Raw genomic sequence first — 18396 nt, forward strand, 5'->3', positions numbered from 1 at the left:
AATGAAACCCTCGCCCTATTCTTTGCGGCACAGTAGGATAAGTCATCCGCCTGCAGGTGCAGAGCGGCACTAAGGAACAGAGTAATCAGAAGACGCTATGACTACACAGCAGTTCGACGACCTGAATGTCGTCTCCCAGGAAGTCCTGATCAGCCCGGAGATGCTGAAAGCAGAGCTACCCATTAGCGATGCAGCCGAAGCGACCGTCGCCAAAGGGCGCAGCGCCGTGCGTGATATCCTCGATCGTAAAGACCACCGCTTGATGGTGGTAATCGGACCTTGCTCCGTTCACGATGTGGACGCTGCAATGGATTATGCCAAGCGCCTGAAAGCAGTGGCAGATAAGGTTTCCGATACCCTGCTGATAGTAATGCGAGTCTATTTCGAAAAGCCCCGCACCACAGTTGGTTGGAAGGGCCTGATCAACGATCCCCACTTGAATGATTCCTTCAAGATTGAGGAAGGCCTTCATATCGGCCGCAAGCTACTTTTAGATGTCGCCGAACTGGGGCTGCCCACCGCGACAGAAGCACTGGATCCAATCTCTCCCCAATACCTGCAAGATCTGATTTCCTGGTCAGCCATTGGCGCACGTACTACCGAATCCCAAACCCATCGGGAAATGGCCAGCGGCCTCTCCTCTGCTGTGGGCTTTAAAAATGGTACCGATGGCGGATTAGAAGTAGCGATTAATGCCTTGCAATCTGTCGCTAATCCCCACAGATTCCTCGGTATCAACAAGCGCGGTCAGGTTGCCATTATTCATACCTCCGGCAACCCTTATGGCCATGTTGTGCTTCGCGGCGGTAACGACAAACCAAATTACGATTCGGTCAGCGTTGCCATGTGTGAACAGGAACTGCGTAGCGCCGGTATTACCCCCAATATCATGGTCGACTGCAGCCACGCCAACTCCAATAAAAATCACGAATTACAGCCCCTGGTGGTAGATAACGTGACTCACCAGATTCTTGATGGTAATCAATCAATTATTGGCATTATGGTGGAGAGTAATCTGAAAGCCGGTAATCAGAAGATTCCCGCCAATCTGAATGACCTGGAATACGGCGTCTCTGTTACCGACAAGTGTATCGATTGGGAAACTACCGAGTCCCTATTACTGGGTATGGCCGAACAATTGCGTGAGCCACTGAAGAGTAGAACTTGCTAAGTATGTGACTTTATAGGGGGCTGCGACCCCCTTTTCTCTAACTGGCAGCTATTTATTTCTAATAATGGCTGCCAGCCCCTCCCAAGCGCCCTCATGGCGAGCTTAGATATCTCCTAACTACCAAAAGCCTCAGAAAGGCTGACAATGGGACGCCGTAGGAGTACCCTCCCCACAGTAAACAGGGCATAGGAAGCTGTTTTCCCCCGGTTTTCCAGATAGGCAGGGAACCAAACCTGTATAAATATTGATCAAGAATAAATCTTTTAGAATAGAAGCAGCTAAATGGAACTGCAGTCTAATAAAATACTTACCTATATACTGGGTGGTTTTGTTCTGATATGGCTCTTTGTGAGCCTGAGCTTTGCCCTAGATACTGGCTCTGTATTCTCCTGGATTGCCACCACCCTACTTTGCCTTCTCGCCGTAATCACTTTTTCGTTCAAGAAAGATCACTATATTGATTTTGAAACTAGGCAATACGTGTCTCAAAATCGAATTCTCTGGCACAACTGGACAGAAGAAAAGCCCCTCACGATTTTCAAAGGTATTAAAATAGTTTCCTACTATCACCACTCTAAAGAGAGCAGAAGTGGCCAAACCAGCTATCAGGTAGTGCTTATTTTCAAATACGCGACTTTTAATGAGGGCATTACGGCAAGGTCCTACCAGCAATTAAAAGAAGCTCAACGCTATGCTTATGAGCTAGAGCAACGGACAGGCCTAGCACTGCTTGCCTAAGATCATTAGACAAATACCATTACTCCTAAAGGTTCTGCGAAAAACCTCACATTTAAACAGCCTGATTTTCCCCCAGCAATTGGGGAGCTCTCAGCAGAAACTCTAAACTACCGACATTTATATACTCTTTTCAGCATCTGGCACTTTCAAAGCCAACCCACAACCATTAAGAGGTACCCACTATGGAATCCGTAGAATGGGATATGTCCTCGACAACCATTGTTCGTAAGCTTAATGATGACGCTGAGCAAGATACATTTCCCCCACCTCACCTGGACAAAGTGAAACAGGGGGAGCTTTTAAGATTTCATGCCCATATCAATGTGGAACAAATGCCCCAAGGACATCACCTAAAGAAGGCAACTATTTTCTCGAATGTACCTAATGGAGGAACTTGGGAGCTGATATGTGATGAAGGAACTGCGGTTGGAGGCCGGGGTAGCGCTCCATCACCCATCATGTACTTTTCTGCAGGGTTGGCACTCTGCATGATGTCTCATATAGAGATGCTGGCACAACTCTCTAATATTCAACTTAAGCAGGTAAGGCTTGAGCAAAAGACCGAATTTTCAACCACTCTTAACTTTGGTGGAATTCAATCCGAAAAGGTATTTGGTCAGGGTGACCGGGTGGAGATTCACTTGATTATAGAAAGTGATGAGACCGAGGAAAAACTCGTGGAGTTTGCCCACTGCTGCCGGCAAGCCTGTATGTCGCTACAAACGGTAGCCAAAGCCACACCAGTCACAACCTCTCTTTATCTCAACGACAAACCTATACCTTTTACATAAACCAAGCTGGCTTGGTGATACTCAGGGTGAAGCGCTAACAGACAGATTATGAAACCAAAAGCTTCCGAATTTAGACCTTTACCCCCTTTATACAACCACCTATAGATTAATTTGCTAAACTTTTGTAGAAAAGTGAAAATGTCTTTATAAGTCGTATTAAAATTATCTTTCTCACAGCAGATAGGAGCCCTAAAACGCACATTGGGGCTTACATTTGACTAAAGTAAAATTCTGCTAGGTTGCGCGAGGGAGGTCGCAGAATGCATTTTTTATTTTTGGTACTATTGTTATTCTCCATTGCCAATTTCAGCACTGCTCAAGAGCGACTCGCACAACTTCCAGCTGACGCCCAGCCACTACAAATTCTCAGAAAAACTGACTACCAAAGTGGCAGTAACTTCTATGCATTTAGTGAAAAAGGACGTCACTACTATCCGGTAGATCCTCCTACCGCTATACGCCAATATGAACGCCCAAGAAACCTATCTTTTCGTTCTACTCGTCCGGAACCAGGGCCGCGGCTGACTCGAGGACAAATTGCAGGCTGTATGAATATGGCAACAGACAAGGCTAATGCCAATCCTGCTAAGGGCGGAAAAGTCTATATACGCGAATACAATATGTGTTTAGAAAACACCCGTAGGCTATTACCAAACCCGTAGTAAATGAGGAGCTTAATTCAGAAGACTTTTTAAACCCCTCCATCTTTTACGTGCGACTAATAGCTGGGCTGGGTGACTTTTCATCTGCGCTCAACAATACGCTTTGATACACTATGATAAAAGATTAAGAACTATCAAAACCAGCCTAATACAAAGCAACAATCCCACCAAGTCAACCGATGAAGCAATAAAACCTAGTAAAAACCCTATCCAGCCACTAGCCAACCCTGCTCTGCATGGCAAACATCACTCCCTGGAAGACATCCGCACCTCGAGCAAAGTAGGCCCCACAAGTGTCCTTATATAGGTTAAACACAACAGGTATCATTAATACTCACAGAATTCCCCCTCCACAGCCACGAAACTGAAAATAAAAAAATACATTCATCTCATGGCAAAGCCCTTTTCAGTGCTAGACGACCAAAAGACAATCAACTTCATACCCCCCAACTGATAAACACTTTTACCTGCTCTGTTGTTACCTTTGCCATGGAGTAGAATTTAAATTCCCTAAAAACATCATCAATTAGAGCAATTTTTGCACCCCAAGAATATATCAGAAAACTTTACTATTGGTTTATTTTCCTTTATTTCGTTGTAGTCTTTAAAACTAGTGGTGAAGCAACCGAAACTTCCAATAGAGCGCATTGGGACACAACACACATTTGAGTAGACTTGTTGCCAAGTTGGGAGAAGGAGAAAACGTTATGCGCTATTTATTTTCAATGATCTTACTGTTCTCTCTTGCGGGGTACGGTGTAGCCCAAGAGCGTCTCGCTCAGCTACCTGCCGGCTCTTCACCAGTACAAATACTCGGCAAGACTTACTATCAAAGCGGAAATACCTTTTATGCCTTTAATGAACAAGGCCGTTATTTTTACCCAGTAAATCCGCCCACTGCTATCCGTCAATATGAGCAGCCCAGAAATATGTATTGGCGCGGCTCTCAGCCCCGTTACTACTGGCGCGGTTCTCAGCCTCGTTATTACTGGCGCGGTTCTCGCCCTAACTACTATTGGCGTGCGCCTACGCCTCGCTACTACGGTCTGACTCAAGACCAAGTAAGAGGCTGCATGAATTTCGCGGCAGACAAGGCGAACCGTAACCATGCGAATGGTGGTAAGATCTACATCCGCGAATACAATCAGTGCATCAGTAACTACCGCTAACAGTATGAGTAACTGATGACCTATCAATAGAGTTTGTGAAGCAAACTAAAGGGGCCGCAAGGCCCCTTTCTTGTTGATTGAACCTTTCTGAAACCTTTGTCGAACAATATCAAAACGATACACAATCGGAAGACTGGTCGAATAGCCGTGTAAAAGGACAATTTCTAGCAGCCTCAATAGGGCATTTTTCCTTCTCTACACTATGCTTGCCCTGCCTAACAACACAAATGTCGCCATCCACAATCTTGGAGAGCACTATGTCCGCCAACCATAAAGCAACTTCTAAAAAGTTACTTGAGCTCTGGGGGGACAATACCCCACATGAAGCCTCAGATTATTTATCTGCCAATTACAAAAATCACCAAATGCCAGATGCCTCTGGAGGTACCTCAACAGAAACACTGGAAGAGTGGCAAGACTTAGTGAAGGAGTTTCACAATAGCTTCTCCGACGTAAAAATGGAGATTTTACTGCAAGTTGCAGAGGGTGATTATGTATGTACCCGTTGGCGCGTAACGGCCACTCACACAGGTAAATTCATGCAGTATGAGGCCACCAATAAAACCAGCAGCTGGACAGGCACCCATACCGATCGCTACGAAGGTGGAAAGATGGTAGAAAGCTGGGTGGATTGGGATAAATACTCTTTCCTTGAGGAGCTGGGGCTGATCAAGTAAACCCTAGGAACTAAAACCCCGGATCTGGCAAATGTGAATTCGGGGATTTAGTTAGATACTGATCTCATCGAATTACTATCAACAATAAACTGCCATGACAAAAGTTCTTGTTACTGGATTTGAACCCTTTGGCCATACACCAATCAACCCGGCCGAATCCGTGATGCGTGTACTGGATGGCACCCGTATTGGCAGCGCTGAAGTCTGTGGCCTACTTGTGCCAAACAATTTTTTCGAATGTATCGAGGTCGTCACGAGAGCTATTAACGAACTTCGCCCACAAGTAGTGATGATGCTCGGTGAATATGCCGGCCGTGCAGTTATCACTGTAGAGAGAATTGCACAAAACTATAATGACTCAACACGCTACCGCCTTAAAGATAACCGCGGGGTGGAGATGCAGGATGAGCCCACCATACCCAATGGCCCGGTGGCCTATCGCAGTAATCTACCGCTTCGCGCCATGGTAAAAGCCATGCGCAATGCCGGCGCTCCCGCAGATATTTCCGACACTGCCGCCACCTTCTGCTGTAACCACCTGATGTACGGGGTACTTCACTATATTATTACCAATCAGCTGGATATTCGCGCAGGCTGGATACACCTTCCTCAATTACCTCAAGTAGCCGCGCTGGCAGAAAACATCGGCACCCCCAGTATGTCGAGAGAGACAGCTGCTCTCGGAGTACATGCCGGAATTGAAGCTGCACTGGGGCACACTGAGGATATTGATGAACCTATTCTCTCCAAGCCCCAAATTTAGCCCAGTTTCAGCGTTGAATATTTGCACCCCCTGATGCCCAGAGAGATGTCTTTCTAATGAATAGCAAGCCTGCTCCGATAGGCTCACAATGAATAATTCTTCATTTGACTCATGGGTGGCATATCCTTTCCCCCTAGCTTTTAATAGTCCGTCGCTAACCGATAGCAGTATCACCCTGGGCACTGATTAATACGAACGCAATTCTGCAGGGTTTATCTCCCCGGTTGACCCAGTTATGAATGGTAGCTCGCTGAATTAAAGCATCACCTTCCGATAAGTGGATTACCGTATCCTCCCCCAGCTCCATGTCGATCTCTCCGGAGAGTACAATTGCATAATCCACGCTATCTGTACGGTGCATACGAGGAGTTACCCCAGGACCAAACTCCACCACCTTGAAGATTGAGCCACCAGGTATCACGGTGCCAACCTCACGTGCGCCCTTATCACTATTCTCCGAGTCAATCTCTATGGGCAGCTCAACTGTCGTCCAGAATTGTTGCTGTTCCATATTGGAGCGCCAGCTAGATATATGTTCACCGCTGTCATCTAGAACCACAATAGGTCTACCAGAATTATCATGCCCTGTTACTACACGCCTTAAATTTAGCCCCATACCTTTCTCCACTCAGATTTCAGATCAACATAATCAACACTAGATGCCCCCTAAAATTTGATAGGTTTAAATAGACAAGCAAATAATGAACATCACTGTCATATATTGTTACAGTCCAACCCAATAAGTAATAGCTCCCCTATAACAAAGCTATAACTTTTAATATCAAGTATTAAATTACCATACATAATGAGTTTCTAGAGAAACTAAAGATACTCCAAAACTCTGATAGCAGATACATCTTCATTTATTGAGATATTTTACTTACAAGCTAAAAAGATCCCCTCACTTTCCCTAAAATCATGACTAATTGGACGGCATGAGTAAGCAAACGGAACTTCCTTATCAACATCGATGGTGGGTACTAAGCGGCCTTGGACTTGGCCTAATGATCATCAATATTGATGTCACCGTGATCAACCTTGCGATCCCTACTATAGGAGAAAATTTTTCCGCAAAAATCTATCAGCTGCAGTGGGTTAACAATATTTATCTTATTGCCATGGGCGGGCTAATCATTACTACGGGTAAGTTTGGAGATCGATTTGGTCATAAAAACACCCTCATGCTGGGCATAACCATTTTTCTTCTAGGATCAGTAATTGCCAGTGCAGCCCCCAACCTTGAGACCATAATCGCCGGCAGGTTTATACAAGGGTCAGGCATGGCAGCCTCTTTCGGCATGATTTTTGTTCTAGCGGAAAGTCATTTTCAAAAGTCTGAACGAGGCCTAGCCGTTGGCCTACTGGTAATCTTTACTGCTGCAGCTCAGTCTATAGGCCCGATTCTAGGCGGCTTTATTGTCACCCATCTGGGTTGGAGATGGGCCTTTTTAATCAACATTCCTGTATGTTTGCTATGTCTCATCATCTTGCAAATTTTCGCAAAAAGAGACGTTCAAAACAAAAAAATTTATATTCATTACAAATCAGGATTTCTTATTCTAGCCGCCTACCTCCTAATATTACTTTCACTTAACCTTGAACCTCACAAAGGAATAGCCAGTTTTCAGTTTATTCTACCTCTTGTATCCTCTTTAGTAATCTTAATTTTTGTTTTCCTTTGGCAGAGAACCCTACCCCAACCATTGATAAACCTGAACCTACTCCAAAGCAAACTTTTCCAAGGATTACTTATAACTCGCGCATGCTTTCAAATGATATTTGGCTCTTTCCTATTTATTTTACCTTTATACCTAGAGAATATACTTGGCTATGAAGCTGCCAAGGTCGGCCTCATCATTCTCACAATGACAATATTCTTATGCTTTTCCTCAATTGCAACTGGAATATTCAATAATAAATTCAACCCCATCCCCTCCATCGTCTTTGCCCAATTTACCTGTCTAACAGCTGCTCTATCACTAATATTGATGCCAGATAAACTGTCCTGGCATTACCTCATATTCGGCATGGTTTTTATGGGTATTACTGCCGGAATAATGTACTCCTCAACCAATCTTGCAGCAGTTCAAAGTGCCCCAAAAAATGAAAAGGGAGCAGCTTATGGGCTGTTCATCTCTAACACCTACCTCTGGTATGCTGCAGGAATATCATTCACAGGAATAATAGTAAGCACTGTCAGTGTCCGAACTTTCACAATGCTCTCAAAAGAAACTCTCTCCAATGAGCACCAAGTTAGTATGCTGGATGTTCTCCCCTTTATAACTGGAGCTCAACCTCTTAAAAAAATAACAAGAATTTTCCCAGATTCTTCGGTACATTCTCAGGTTTTGGAGTGGGGGCAAGCATCATTTCACTCTGGATTTCATGCGTTAATGATTGCTTTTCTTTGCTTATCTCTCACTGGGTTACTAGCTAGTTTACTTTTCAGAAATACCACTCAGTTTCTTAGCAAAGATGGGGACTATTAAGTAGTTATCAGGTACAAATAGTACTCAGTGCCGAATAGTTACTACTTTGTACAAGTACAATAGCCCCATACACTCACATCCCTTAATCCTCTATAATTCTCTGCTATGCCAGAGTTACCAATTTATTCCGCCCTACCAGAGTTATGCAAAGCACTGGAAATACACAACAATGTGGTACTGCAAGCTCCTCCAGGCGCAGGCAAGACTACCGTTGTTCCCTTGGCCCTGCTCGAAACCGATTGGTTGGGCCAACGCAATATCATTATGTTGGAGCCCCGTCGCCTGGCTGCGCGCACAGCTGCGACACGTATGGCTGCTCAGCTCGGAGAGAAGCTAGGCGAGACTGTGGGTTACCAGGTCCGCGGGGAACGGCGGCGAAGTGCGAAAACCCGTATCCTGGTTGTTACTGAAGGTATTCTTACCCGGCTGCTACAGTCTGATCCGGAACTGTCAGAAACCTCGCTGGTTATTTTTGATGAGTTTCACGAACGTAGTCTGCAAGCCGACCTATCCCTGGCACTGTGCCTGCAATCCCAGGAATATCTGCGCGAAGACCTGAAACTATTGGTAATGTCTGCAACCCTGGAAACCGAGGCGGTAGCCAGGGTGCTCGGCGGTGCGCCAGTGGTCAGGAGTGAGGGGCGCAGCTTCCCCGTACATATCGATTACCTTGGCCAGCGGGAGGAGCCCGAAGATCACCGCTCTATGCCAGCGCTCATGAGTCGCAAGATTCTCGAAGCACTTCACAAAGAGTCAGGCAGTGTGCTCGCATTTCTTCCGGGAATTTCCGAGATTCGCAAGGTAGAGGAGTTACTGCGCGAACAACTCGCCTCTGCGGCTGATCTCAAATCAGATAGCATTATTCTCACCCCACTTTATGGAGACTTGACCCGCGAACAGCAGGATCAGGCCATCGCCCCGGCCGCTCCCGATCAACGCAAAGTGGTACTAGCAACCAATGTGGCAGAAACCAGCCTGACGATTGAGGGAATCCGCATAGTTGTGGATTCCGGCTTAATGCGAGAGTCTCGCTTCGATCCTAACAGCGGTATGAATCGGCTGGAGACCTGCCGAATCTCACAAGCCTCTGCCACCCAGCGCAGCGGCCGCGCTGGGCGCCTCAGCGCAGGATTTTGCCTGCGACTGTGGAGCGAGGGCCGCCAACGCAGCCTCAGCAGTAAAAACACCCCCGAAATAATACGCAGCGATTTGGCCCCCCTGGCGCTGGAATTAGCCCAGTGGGGTGTCAGTGATCCCACCGACCTGAGCTGGCTGGACCTACCCCCCACAGGTCCTCTAGCCCAAGCCCAGGCACTTTTAAAACAACTGGGCGCACTAGACCAAGACTCGCGTATTACTCCACATGGCAGCGCCATGCTTACCCTGGGTTGCCATCCACGCCTCGCCCATATGATGCTTCGCAGCCTCGACTGGCATCTATCACAACAGGCCTGCCTACTCGCGGCGCTACTGTCAGAGAGGGATATCTTCCGGGGAGAAGCACGCTGGGATAGAGACATCAGCAAGCGTATCGAAGCACTACAGGCCCATTCTAAGGGGCAAAATATCGACCGCGGTGCGGTGCAACGTATTCGCCAGCAGGCCAACACTTGGCAGGGGCAATTAAAGGATTTCAAGCCGCAAGAACTTCGTAACAGCGATAGCATTGACCAGGCCGATAGAGTCGGGGTGCTATTGGGGCTCGCCTATCCGGATAGAATTGCCAAAAGCCGCCAAGATAGTGCACGCCGCTACCTGCTTTGCAGCGGCCGAGGCGCACATTTCTCGCACGAAGACGCCCTGGCTCTCAGCGACTTCCTTGTGATTGCCGAATTGGATGGACTGGGGCGAGATGCGAGAATACAGCTGGCCGCTCCAATTTCAAAAAACGCCTTACAGCGCTGTTTTGCCGACCAAATCGAGCAAAATACCACTATTCGCTGGGATGATACGGCCGGGCGTGCCGAAGTCCTGGAGCAGGTCACACTGGGCAAACTGGTGCTGCAGCAGCAAGTCGCCAAAGATGTTCCATCAGAGTTATTGAGCCGGGCACTACTCGATGCCATTCGCCAAAAAGGGCTTTCTCTACTGCCTTGGAGTAAAGAAGCCCTACAATTTCGCGCGCGGGTGGCGTTTTTGCGAAAGGAGGAAAGTGGCAAGTCACCACTGGAAAGCACTCCGCTGCCCGACTGGAGTGATGATACGCTGTTGCAGGACCTTGAGCGCTGGCTATTACCGCATCTACATGGCTTCCATAAATTTGAGCAGCTCAAGCAGCTGGACCTGCTCAATATTCTGCGCGCACAACTCGACTGGGCCCATATTCAGCAAGTTGATGAGCTGGCTCCCAGCCACTACACCGTACCCAGCGGCTCACGCATTGCTATCGATTACGAAGCATCCCCACCAATCCTAGCTGTGCGCTTACAGGAACTCTTCGGCCTGGCACAAACCCCCGCAGTTTTGCGTGGGGGATACCCGCTAATGATTCACCTGCTCTCCCCTGCTCGTCGCCCGGTACAGATCACTCGCGATCTGGCTAATTTTTGGGCAAACACCTACGAAGAGGTCAAAAAGGAGTTGCGTATCAAATATCAGAAGCACTACTGGCCAGATGACCCCCGTACAGCGGTCGCCACCAACAAGACTAAAAAGAGAATGGATAACCCCAGGGGCTCCTAAGAGCCCCAAATCAAGTTTTTCAGCCCTGTTAAGTTCGCATTCAGCAATCCCCCACTAGATTGCAGCAATTTAAGTTGGCGTTTGCCAATGGGGAACAATATCTGTACTTTTCTGCCAATAGATTACTAACAGACAAAACATCTAAGCTTAACTATTACATCTAGTTGGAGAACGACCTTGCATAGGAAGCTAGCGCTATTTTTCAGCCCACTACTCTTTCTTGGCTGTAGTGATGATTTACCCGACATCATTATTCCCGTAAATATCGATTACGATGAAGAAATGCGCCTGTTTGTGGAGGATATCAGCAAGTATGCAAAGGGCCTTGAGCGAGACTTTATTATCGTTCCGCAAAACGGTATTGAGCTGATCACCACCAATACCAGAACCAATGGCCCGGTAGATGACGCCTATGTGAACTCTACCGATGGTATCGCCCAGGAGGCGGTCTTCTTTGGGCAGAACGGTAATGTAGACCAACCCACCAGCGAAACTGAAAGCAAGCGCCTGCAGGACTATCTCAACCTGGCCAAGGAGAAAGGCCGTGAAATCCTGGTGACCGATTACGCCTATAGCGAAGACAAGGTTAAAGAGTCTTACGAGGAGAACGAAAACGCCGGCTACGTCTCCTTCGCCGCCGACAATACGCTTCTGAACAATATTCCTTCCTACCCGGAAAAACCTTTCAATGTGAACAACGACGACATTGATAAGCTGGAAGATGTCAAAAATTTCCTTAATATCACCAATACTACAGGCTTCTCCACACCCCAGGAATTCGTGGACAAGTTATCCGAAACCGACTACGACCTGCTGATCATCGACTTATTCTTTAAGGATAACCAGCCCTATACCGAAGAGCAGATCAAGGAATTAAAAAAGAAGAACAATGGCGGAGATCGCCTGCTAATGGCCTATGTCAATATTGGCATGGCCCAGAGTAACCGCTACTACTGGCAAAACTCTTGGTCCACCAATCCGCCGGCCTGGCTACTGGACGAAGTCCCCAATGAATCGGGCAACTATTACGTGGAGTACTGGAAAGCCGGCTGGCAGGACATTATCTATGGCAACAACAGCTCCTATATCTTCAGGATCGTAGATGCGGGCTTCGATGGTGCTTATATGGATGGCATCGACGTTTTTGAGTATTTCGATTCCCTCGAAACCGAGGAATAAGCGTAAACCTCACTTTCATGGAGCCTAAAACTCCACCCATCACCAACTGGATGGGTGGAAATTGGGAATCAGGCCGGCAGGGAGTCCTTGTACTGAGTCACATACTGGGACAGTCGGCCGGACATCTCTTCCGCCAGTTTCTGCAGGGCGTTGAGGGGACGTATCATCACCTCAAACTCTACAATCTTGCCATTCTCATCAAAGCGAATGATATCCAGCCCTTTAAGGCTCTTGTCACCGATGCTGGCCTTAAACTCCAAAGCCAAATCGCGACCTGACTCGGTGGTGAAGCTGCGATCGTATTCAAAGCTTTCAAATACCTGCATTACGGTATTGAGGATCAGGCAGACCGCCGCAGAGCTGTGGTAAGGCTTAAAGAACGCCGGTGAGCGGAATACCGCATCCTCCGCAACGATAGTGGGCAGGCGACTGAGGTCCCGCTCCGCAACCATCTCGTGCCACAGGGCGATTGACTCCGCTATTGGGTTATTGGTATTGCTCATCGAGCATCTCCTGTTCAAGCATATGTTTTTGTAAAAACTCCCGACCATCGGTACGGCCGAGCTCGTAAGTCTTTTGTGCCAACTCAGGGTTGGTGTAGTCCCAAACGCTGAGATAAGGCGGCCGCGAGGGCTGCACATAGGTCCAAAGCTGCTCTCCGCGGCGCCTGGTAAAGCGGTTTGGGTAACGGGGGTAGCAGCGGCTGAGCAGAATCAACACCCGTCCCGCCTCACTATCCAGCCCAGCCACGGGGATATTGTCCACGACTCCACCATCGAGCACGGGATCTCCTGCACGACGCAAACGCGGTGTAAAAGGCGGCGTACAGGATGAGCAAAGAATGAGCTCCACCAACTCTTCCACGCTCTGGCAATCCTGTGCGCGGTAAAAGTTCTGCTTAAAACCCAGGCCCAGAGCTATTTTTGGATGAAGACTGCGCAATAAGTGCTTATCGGTGTAATAGGCCAAAGCCCCCACCCCAAACGCCAACCCAGCAGGCAAAAGGCGCGGCGGGTGTACAACACCAATCTGCAAATCTGCGGCCGCACTCAGGGGCGCAAGGCCATCGCGAAATAACTCCAGCATGGCATTGCGGTAAATTCCGTACTGGGGAAACACCCGCTCTTTCTTTAGCACGTTGCCCCAATAAGCGTTCTTGCGGTTGGCGGCAAAAGCCGACCAGAAGTGCTCCCTACCCGCCTCAATACGCCCCATCAGGATCAGGCTTGCCATTAGCCCCCCAGCAGAAACTGCGGTTACCCGCCTTGGAGAAAGCCCGATTTCTGCGGCAACAGACTCCCAAAAGCCAATCTGCCAGGTACAGCGACCGCCGCCACCTGCAAATACAACCTGATCAAACATGCATCCTTTCCTGTTCAATGGGCAAACTGCCCTTGTAAAGCCTAAAGCCGCTCTCCACTTAGGGCACCGCCGCACAAAGCTTATATGCAACTAATTGCATAAGCTAATGGATTCAGCAGGCTAGTGCAACCAGAGGCCTCAGCACTGCCATCCCAGGCATTTCCACTAAGAAAGCAGCCCCCTTTACTCCCACGCGGAGCCACCCAACTTTTAAAATTAATCAGCAAAATTAACTTAAAGCGCGATTAGGTCATCACTAAGGGGTGAGCCCTCTCTAAGCCTTCTCAATACGGCCTTACCATCAGCTCGACCTATCTCCAAAGTCTTGTTAACCGCTTCCGGGTTAGTGAAATCCCACACTTTAATCGGCAACGTTTTGGAGGGCTGCACATAGGTCCATAGCTGTTCACCTTGACGCTGGGTGAAACAGTCAGGGAAATCACGGAAGCGACTGGTTAGCAGAATTAACACCCTGCCTTCTTTGCTATCCAATCCGCCAACCGGCACATTGTCCACGATTCCGCCATCCAGAATTTCCCTGCCATTCAGATGGAGCCTTGGAGTAAATGGGGGGGTGCAAGAGGAACTCAGAATTAGATGTTCCAGTTCATCCATATTCTTACAATCTTGAGCGCGGTAAAAATTCTGGCGGAAGCCAAGTTTAGTGGCTGCCGTGGAGTGCAGATTGCGGGTAAATCCCTTGTCGGCATAATAAATAACCGCACCAAAAGTTAGCGCCAAAGGGCCGTACATCCAGGCGGGCGGGCGGCTAACCGCCAGACGCAGCTCAGCCACACTCTGCAGGGCCTGAGGTCCGTTTTCGAACAGCTGTCGAATCCCATCGCGGCAGATAGCGTATTGGGGAAAAACCGCCTCCTGCCTAAATAAATTACCCCAATAGATATTTTTGCGATTGGTACTAAAAACTGAGCGAACATAGTCCACCGCCTCCGGGCCCCTGTCGATCAGCAGTAAGCCCGCCACAAGACCACCCGCCGACACAGCACTCACCACTCTGGGAGATAGATTGATTTCACCAGATACAGATTCCCAAAAACCAATCTGCCAGATACAACGGCCGCCACCGCCAGCAAAAACTACCTGATCAAACATTGAAAAGCTCCCTATTACCACTGCACAGCTCTTCCTGAGCCGGCACTTACCGAACTTCCCCCGCTGAATAAATCTAATCTGTAGCAATCATCTCTTAGCAACTGTTTATGCCGGTTAAAATACCGAGTTACTTTTTCTGCGAGCCCGTATAAAAACCCCGCTCAGCCAACATGTTCTGCATAAATATACGTCCATCGCGGCGCCCTATTTCATAAGCATTGATCAAGCCTTCAGGATTGGTGAAATCCCAAACACTAATGGGGGGCGACTGTGATGGCTGCACATAAGTCCACAATTGCCTGCCTTGAGACTGGGTAAACCAATCGGGAAAGCCCCGATAGCGACGGGTCAGTAAAATAAGCACTCGCCCTTCACCAGGGTCAATGCCCTCAACCGGTACATTGTCCACTACCCCGCCATCCAAAACTTTTTTCCCCGCCAAGCTCAGCCTTGGCGTAAATGGTGGTGTGCACGATGAACTCAGGATCAGCTGCGTAAATTCTCCGATATCAGTACATTTCTGAGCGCAGAAAAAATCCTGTTTGTAACCCAACCGCCGTGCCGCTTTTGGATGCATTTTGCGGTGCAAATATTTGTTGGAATAATAAATTGCCCCTCCAACAGCCAATGCTACTGATGCTGGCAGCCAATTGGGTGGCCGGGAAACAGCAACCCTGAGTTCCGCGGCGGATTTCAAGTCTTTAAAACGGTCGCTAAATAGCTCTTGGATACCTTCCCTATAGATTTCATAATGGGGAAACACTGGCGCCTTGCCCAAAAGGTTTCTCCAATACACATTGCGAGGATTCTCATTGAATACCGATGAGAAATAATCCACCGAAGCAGTTGCTCTACCAATCAATATCAAACCTGCAATCATGGCCCCAGCAGAAACCCCTGTGAGCACTCTCGGTTTGAGCTTTATCTGGTCGGCAATCACTTCCCAAAACCCAATTTGCCAGGTGCAGCGGCCACCCCCACCGGCAAATACCACCTGATCAAACACCCTTTAATTGCTCCACCTAGCAATAACCCAATTCTTCACTTGGCGCTCCCCTCTGGAGAGTATGCCGCCAGGAATGCCTCTCCATCGGCATAACCCGCATCAAAGGCCTGCCACACACTCTGTGGATTGGAAAAATCCCAAACGCTCACCGGCAAGGGCCGGCTCGGTTGCACATAGGTCCAGAGTTGCTCACCCTTTTGGCAACTGAAATGATTTGGGTACTGGGGGTAATTGCGGGTTAACAGAATCAGTACCTGGCCTGGCCCCGGCTTGAGCCCACCTACCGGCACGCTATCTACGATACCGCCATCCAGAACCTCTCTACCCCCGTCCTGTTGTCTGGGCGTAAAAGGTGGCGTGCAAGAGGAAGAGAGGATCAGTTTTTGCAGATCTCCCACATTGTTACAGTCTCTTACCGAGTAAAAGGACTGTCGATAACCAAGGCGCTTGGCGGTGTTTGGGTGCAGTGAGCGAGTGAGAAAGGTATCGGAGTAATCAATACCAACTCCGATAATTAGTGCTAAAGAGCCATTTAACCAGCCCGGCGAATGGCTAACTGCTATTCGCATTTCCGCAGCCTCTCGCAGGCGTTCAAAACCGCCCTCAAACAGTCGGTTCATGCCATTACGGTAGATGTGGTGATGGGGAAATAGCGGGTCTTTACGAAAGAGATTGCCCCAGTGAACGTTGCTGGGATTTTCCTCGAAGGCCTCGGCAAAATACTCTACTGCATCCAAGGACTTGCCCATCAATATCAGGCTGGAAACCAGGGCGCCGGCTGAGACGGCACTCACCACCTTGGGTCTAAGTTGAATCCTGTCTGCAACAGACTGCCAAAACCCAATCTGCCAGGTACAGCGCACTCCTCCACCGGCGAATACCACCTGATCGAACATAGAACTCTATCCCGGCCTGCCCGCTATAGCCACTGAAGTCAGAGCACCCACAAGGCGCCATACACCCCTTTTGAGCGTGGATACCACCCCAGCTACAAATCCAAGAGGTCTTTAAAATATATACGGGGCAGGCAAAGTCCGGGGCGGCCCAGGCGCCTTCAGAAGTTAATAAGGAGTGCAGCGACAGGTAAGAAGGGAGGCAAAATCATAAGAAAGGAACTAACCAGTTCAGATAAGCAAGAAAAAAGGCGAAGTATTACTTCGCCTTTTAATGCTCTCCGGGAAGAGCATATGGACCCAACTATTAGTAATAAGCCTGAGACTTATCAGTGTGATCGGTAATATCTTTAACACCGGCCAGTTCGGGGATTTTCTCTTTTAGAGTTTTCTCAACACCTTCTTTCAAGGTCATATCCACCATGCCACAACCCTGGCAGCCGCCGCCAAACTTCAACACGGCAAATTTATCCTCTGTGACCTCCACCAGGCTCACCTGGCCCCCGTGAGCCGCCAGCCCGGGGTTTACCTCATTGAAGAGTACATAGTTAATACGGTCTTCTATTGGGCTGTCATCGGTGATCTTCGGCATTCGCGAGTTGGGCGCGCGAATGGTGAGCTGGCCACCCATTTTATCGGAGGAGTAGTCAACCCTGGCATCGTCCAGGTAAGGCACACTGCGGCCTTCAAAGTAGGCCTTGAGGCCGTTCATCTCCATCACCACATCTTCTGCCTCCTCCTCGCCGGGGCGACAGTAGGCAATGCAAGTTTCGGCACTGGGAGTACCTGGATTGGAGACAAACATACGAATCGCGATTCCCTCGCAGTCCTGCTTGGCCAGCAGTTCCTTCAGGTACTCCTGCGCGGATTCAGTGATGGTGACATTCAGTTCTGACATAAGCCTTCTCAAATAACCGAGCTTCTTTGTCGGGTATTTTACTCTCAGAAACGCCCAAGTGAAACCGGTGTGTTTTTCGGGAGGGTGGCGGCCCCGGACACCCCCCAAAAAAATAGCTCAAACGAGGATCATTCCCATCAGGGTTTGTGCCACATCCTCCGAAGAAGCGGGGTTCTGACCAGTGACCAGCTTGCCATCCACGACCACATAGGGTGCCCAATCGTCTTCGCTAGAGTAGTTGCCTCCGCGATCTTTAAGCATATCCTCAACCAGAAAGGGCACAACATCCACCAATCCCACCGCCTCCTCCTCGGAGTTACTGAAGCCGGTGACACTCTTGCCGGAAACCAGGGGATGGCCGCCTTTGCGCCGGGTATGGCGAAAAATGGCCGGTGCATGACACACAGCACCCACCGGCTTATCAGCCCCATAGAACGCCTCAATCAGGGAAATGGAATCCTTATCCTCTGCCAGATCCCAAAGGGGGCCGTGACCACCGGGATAAAAAACAGCATCGAAATCCGCCTCCTGCACATCGGCAAGCTTGCCCGTATTGGCAAGCGCTTGCTGGGCTGCCGGATCCTGGCGGAAACGCAGGGTGGCATCGGTCTGGAAATCTGGTTCATCACTTTTGGGGTCTAGCGGTGGTTGCCCGCCCTTGGGGGAAACCAGTGTAACTTGCGCCCCGGCATCCTTGAAGACGTAGTAAGGCGCGGCAAATTCCTCCAGCCAAAAACCAGTCTTCTTACCGGTATTGCCCAGCTTATCGTGTGAAGTCAAAACCATTAAAATTTTCATCGGCG

18 protein-coding genes are annotated in these 18396 nt (G+C 48.8%); 10 read left to right on the forward strand and 8 right to left on the reverse strand.

All coding sequences use genetic code 11. The features are described from left to right. The first annotated feature begins 97 nt into the window (after positions 1–97). The 7 genes from ACJJIV_RS01935 to pcp all read left to right on the forward strand — a co-directional run bounded on the left by ACJJIV_RS01935 (position 98) and on the right by pcp (position 5971). Positions 98–1171, forward strand: coding sequence for a 3-deoxy-7-phosphoheptulonate synthase (locus ACJJIV_RS01935; protein ID WP_444890554.1), 1074 nt, complete (start codon positions 98–100; stop codon positions 1169–1171). Positions 1172–1453: 282 nt separating this feature from the next. After that, positions 1454–1909, forward strand: coding sequence for a hypothetical protein (locus ACJJIV_RS01940; RefSeq protein WP_444890555.1), 456 nt, complete (start codon positions 1454–1456; stop codon positions 1907–1909). Positions 1910–2091: 182 nt separating this feature from the next. Further along, complete coding sequence (locus tag ACJJIV_RS01945; protein WP_444890556.1) at positions 2092–2700, forward strand: OsmC-related (seleno)protein; 609 nt, start codon at positions 2092–2094, stop codon at positions 2698–2700. Between the two features lie 260 nt (positions 2701–2960). Continuing rightward, the gene (locus tag ACJJIV_RS01950; protein WP_444890557.1) at positions 2961–3362 is read left to right on the forward strand and encodes a hypothetical protein; all 402 of its coding nucleotides are present in this window, start codon (positions 2961–2963) and stop codon (positions 3360–3362) included. A gap of 707 nt (positions 3363–4069) precedes the next feature. Next, positions 4070–4531: a hypothetical protein gene (locus tag ACJJIV_RS01955; protein WP_444885215.1), complete on the forward strand. Its 462-nt coding sequence runs from the start codon at positions 4070–4072 to the stop codon at positions 4529–4531. Between the two features lie 257 nt (positions 4532–4788). After that, positions 4789–5208, forward strand: coding sequence for an ester cyclase (locus ACJJIV_RS01960; protein ID WP_444890558.1), 420 nt, complete (start codon positions 4789–4791; stop codon positions 5206–5208). A gap of 94 nt (positions 5209–5302) precedes the next feature. Continuing rightward, a complete protein-coding gene (gene pcp / locus ACJJIV_RS01965; protein ID WP_444890559.1) occupies positions 5303–5971 on the forward strand; it encodes a pyroglutamyl-peptidase I in 669 nt (222 codons plus the stop codon). A 154-nt stretch (positions 5972–6125) separates the two neighbouring features. Here pcp and ACJJIV_RS01970 read toward each other — a convergent pair whose 3' ends face one another. Further along, positions 6126–6587: a cupin domain-containing protein gene (locus tag ACJJIV_RS01970; RefSeq protein WP_444890560.1), complete on the reverse strand. Its 462-nt coding sequence runs from the start codon at positions 6585–6587 to the stop codon at positions 6126–6128. Between the two features lie 319 nt (positions 6588–6906). Here ACJJIV_RS01970 and ACJJIV_RS01975 point away from each other — a divergent pair, with 319 nt between their 5' ends. The 3 genes from ACJJIV_RS01975 to ACJJIV_RS01985 all read left to right on the forward strand — a co-directional run bounded on the left by ACJJIV_RS01975 (position 6907) and on the right by ACJJIV_RS01985 (position 12321). Continuing rightward, complete coding sequence (locus tag ACJJIV_RS01975; RefSeq protein WP_444890561.1) at positions 6907–8460, forward strand: MFS transporter; 1554 nt, start codon at positions 6907–6909, stop codon at positions 8458–8460. Between the two features lie 105 nt (positions 8461–8565). Then, a complete protein-coding gene (gene hrpB / locus ACJJIV_RS01980; protein ID WP_444890562.1) occupies positions 8566–11142 on the forward strand; it encodes an ATP-dependent helicase HrpB in 2577 nt (858 codons plus the stop codon). Between the two features lie 177 nt (positions 11143–11319). Continuing rightward, entirely contained in the window at positions 11320–12321 is a 1002-nt protein-coding gene (locus ACJJIV_RS01985) for an endo alpha-1,4 polygalactosaminidase (RefSeq protein ID WP_444890563.1), read from the forward strand. Positions 12322–12389: 68 nt separating this feature from the next. Here ACJJIV_RS01985 and ACJJIV_RS01990 read toward each other — a convergent pair whose 3' ends face one another. From ACJJIV_RS01990 to ACJJIV_RS02020, 7 genes are all read right to left on the reverse strand, one after another. Continuing rightward, positions 12390–12824 (reverse strand): nuclear transport factor 2 family protein, encoded by a 435-nt coding sequence (locus ACJJIV_RS01990; RefSeq protein WP_444890564.1) that lies wholly within the window; start codon positions 12822–12824, stop codon positions 12390–12392. Next, positions 12808–13683 (reverse strand): patatin-like phospholipase family protein, encoded by an 876-nt coding sequence (locus ACJJIV_RS01995; protein ID WP_444885222.1) that lies wholly within the window; start codon positions 13681–13683, stop codon positions 12808–12810. The genes ACJJIV_RS01990 and ACJJIV_RS01995 overlap by 17 nt, the downstream gene beginning before the upstream one ends. Before the next feature lie 234 nt (positions 13684–13917). Then, positions 13918–14796, reverse strand: a complete 879-nt coding sequence (locus ACJJIV_RS02000) for a patatin-like phospholipase family protein (protein WP_444890565.1) — start codon at positions 14794–14796, stop codon at positions 13918–13920. 127 nt (positions 14797–14923) lie between these two features. Beyond that, a complete protein-coding gene (locus ACJJIV_RS02005) occupies positions 14924–15802 on the reverse strand; it encodes a patatin-like phospholipase family protein (protein ID WP_444890566.1) in 879 nt (292 codons plus the stop codon). Between the two features lie 35 nt (positions 15803–15837). Continuing rightward, a complete protein-coding gene (locus ACJJIV_RS02010; protein WP_444890567.1) occupies positions 15838–16698 on the reverse strand; it encodes a patatin-like phospholipase family protein in 861 nt (286 codons plus the stop codon). Positions 16699–17002: 304 nt separating this feature from the next. Beyond that, the gene (gene nfuA / locus ACJJIV_RS02015; RefSeq protein WP_252085598.1) at positions 17003–17593 is read right to left on the reverse strand and encodes a Fe-S biogenesis protein NfuA; all 591 of its coding nucleotides are present in this window, start codon (positions 17591–17593) and stop codon (positions 17003–17005) included. A gap of 117 nt (positions 17594–17710) precedes the next feature. Further along, entirely contained in the window at positions 17711–18391 is a 681-nt protein-coding gene (locus ACJJIV_RS02020; RefSeq protein WP_444890568.1) for a type 1 glutamine amidotransferase domain-containing protein, read from the reverse strand. Positions 18392–18396 lie beyond the last annotated feature (5 nt).

Source organism: Microbulbifer mixtoriginis (SeqCode), from assembly GCF_052466765.1.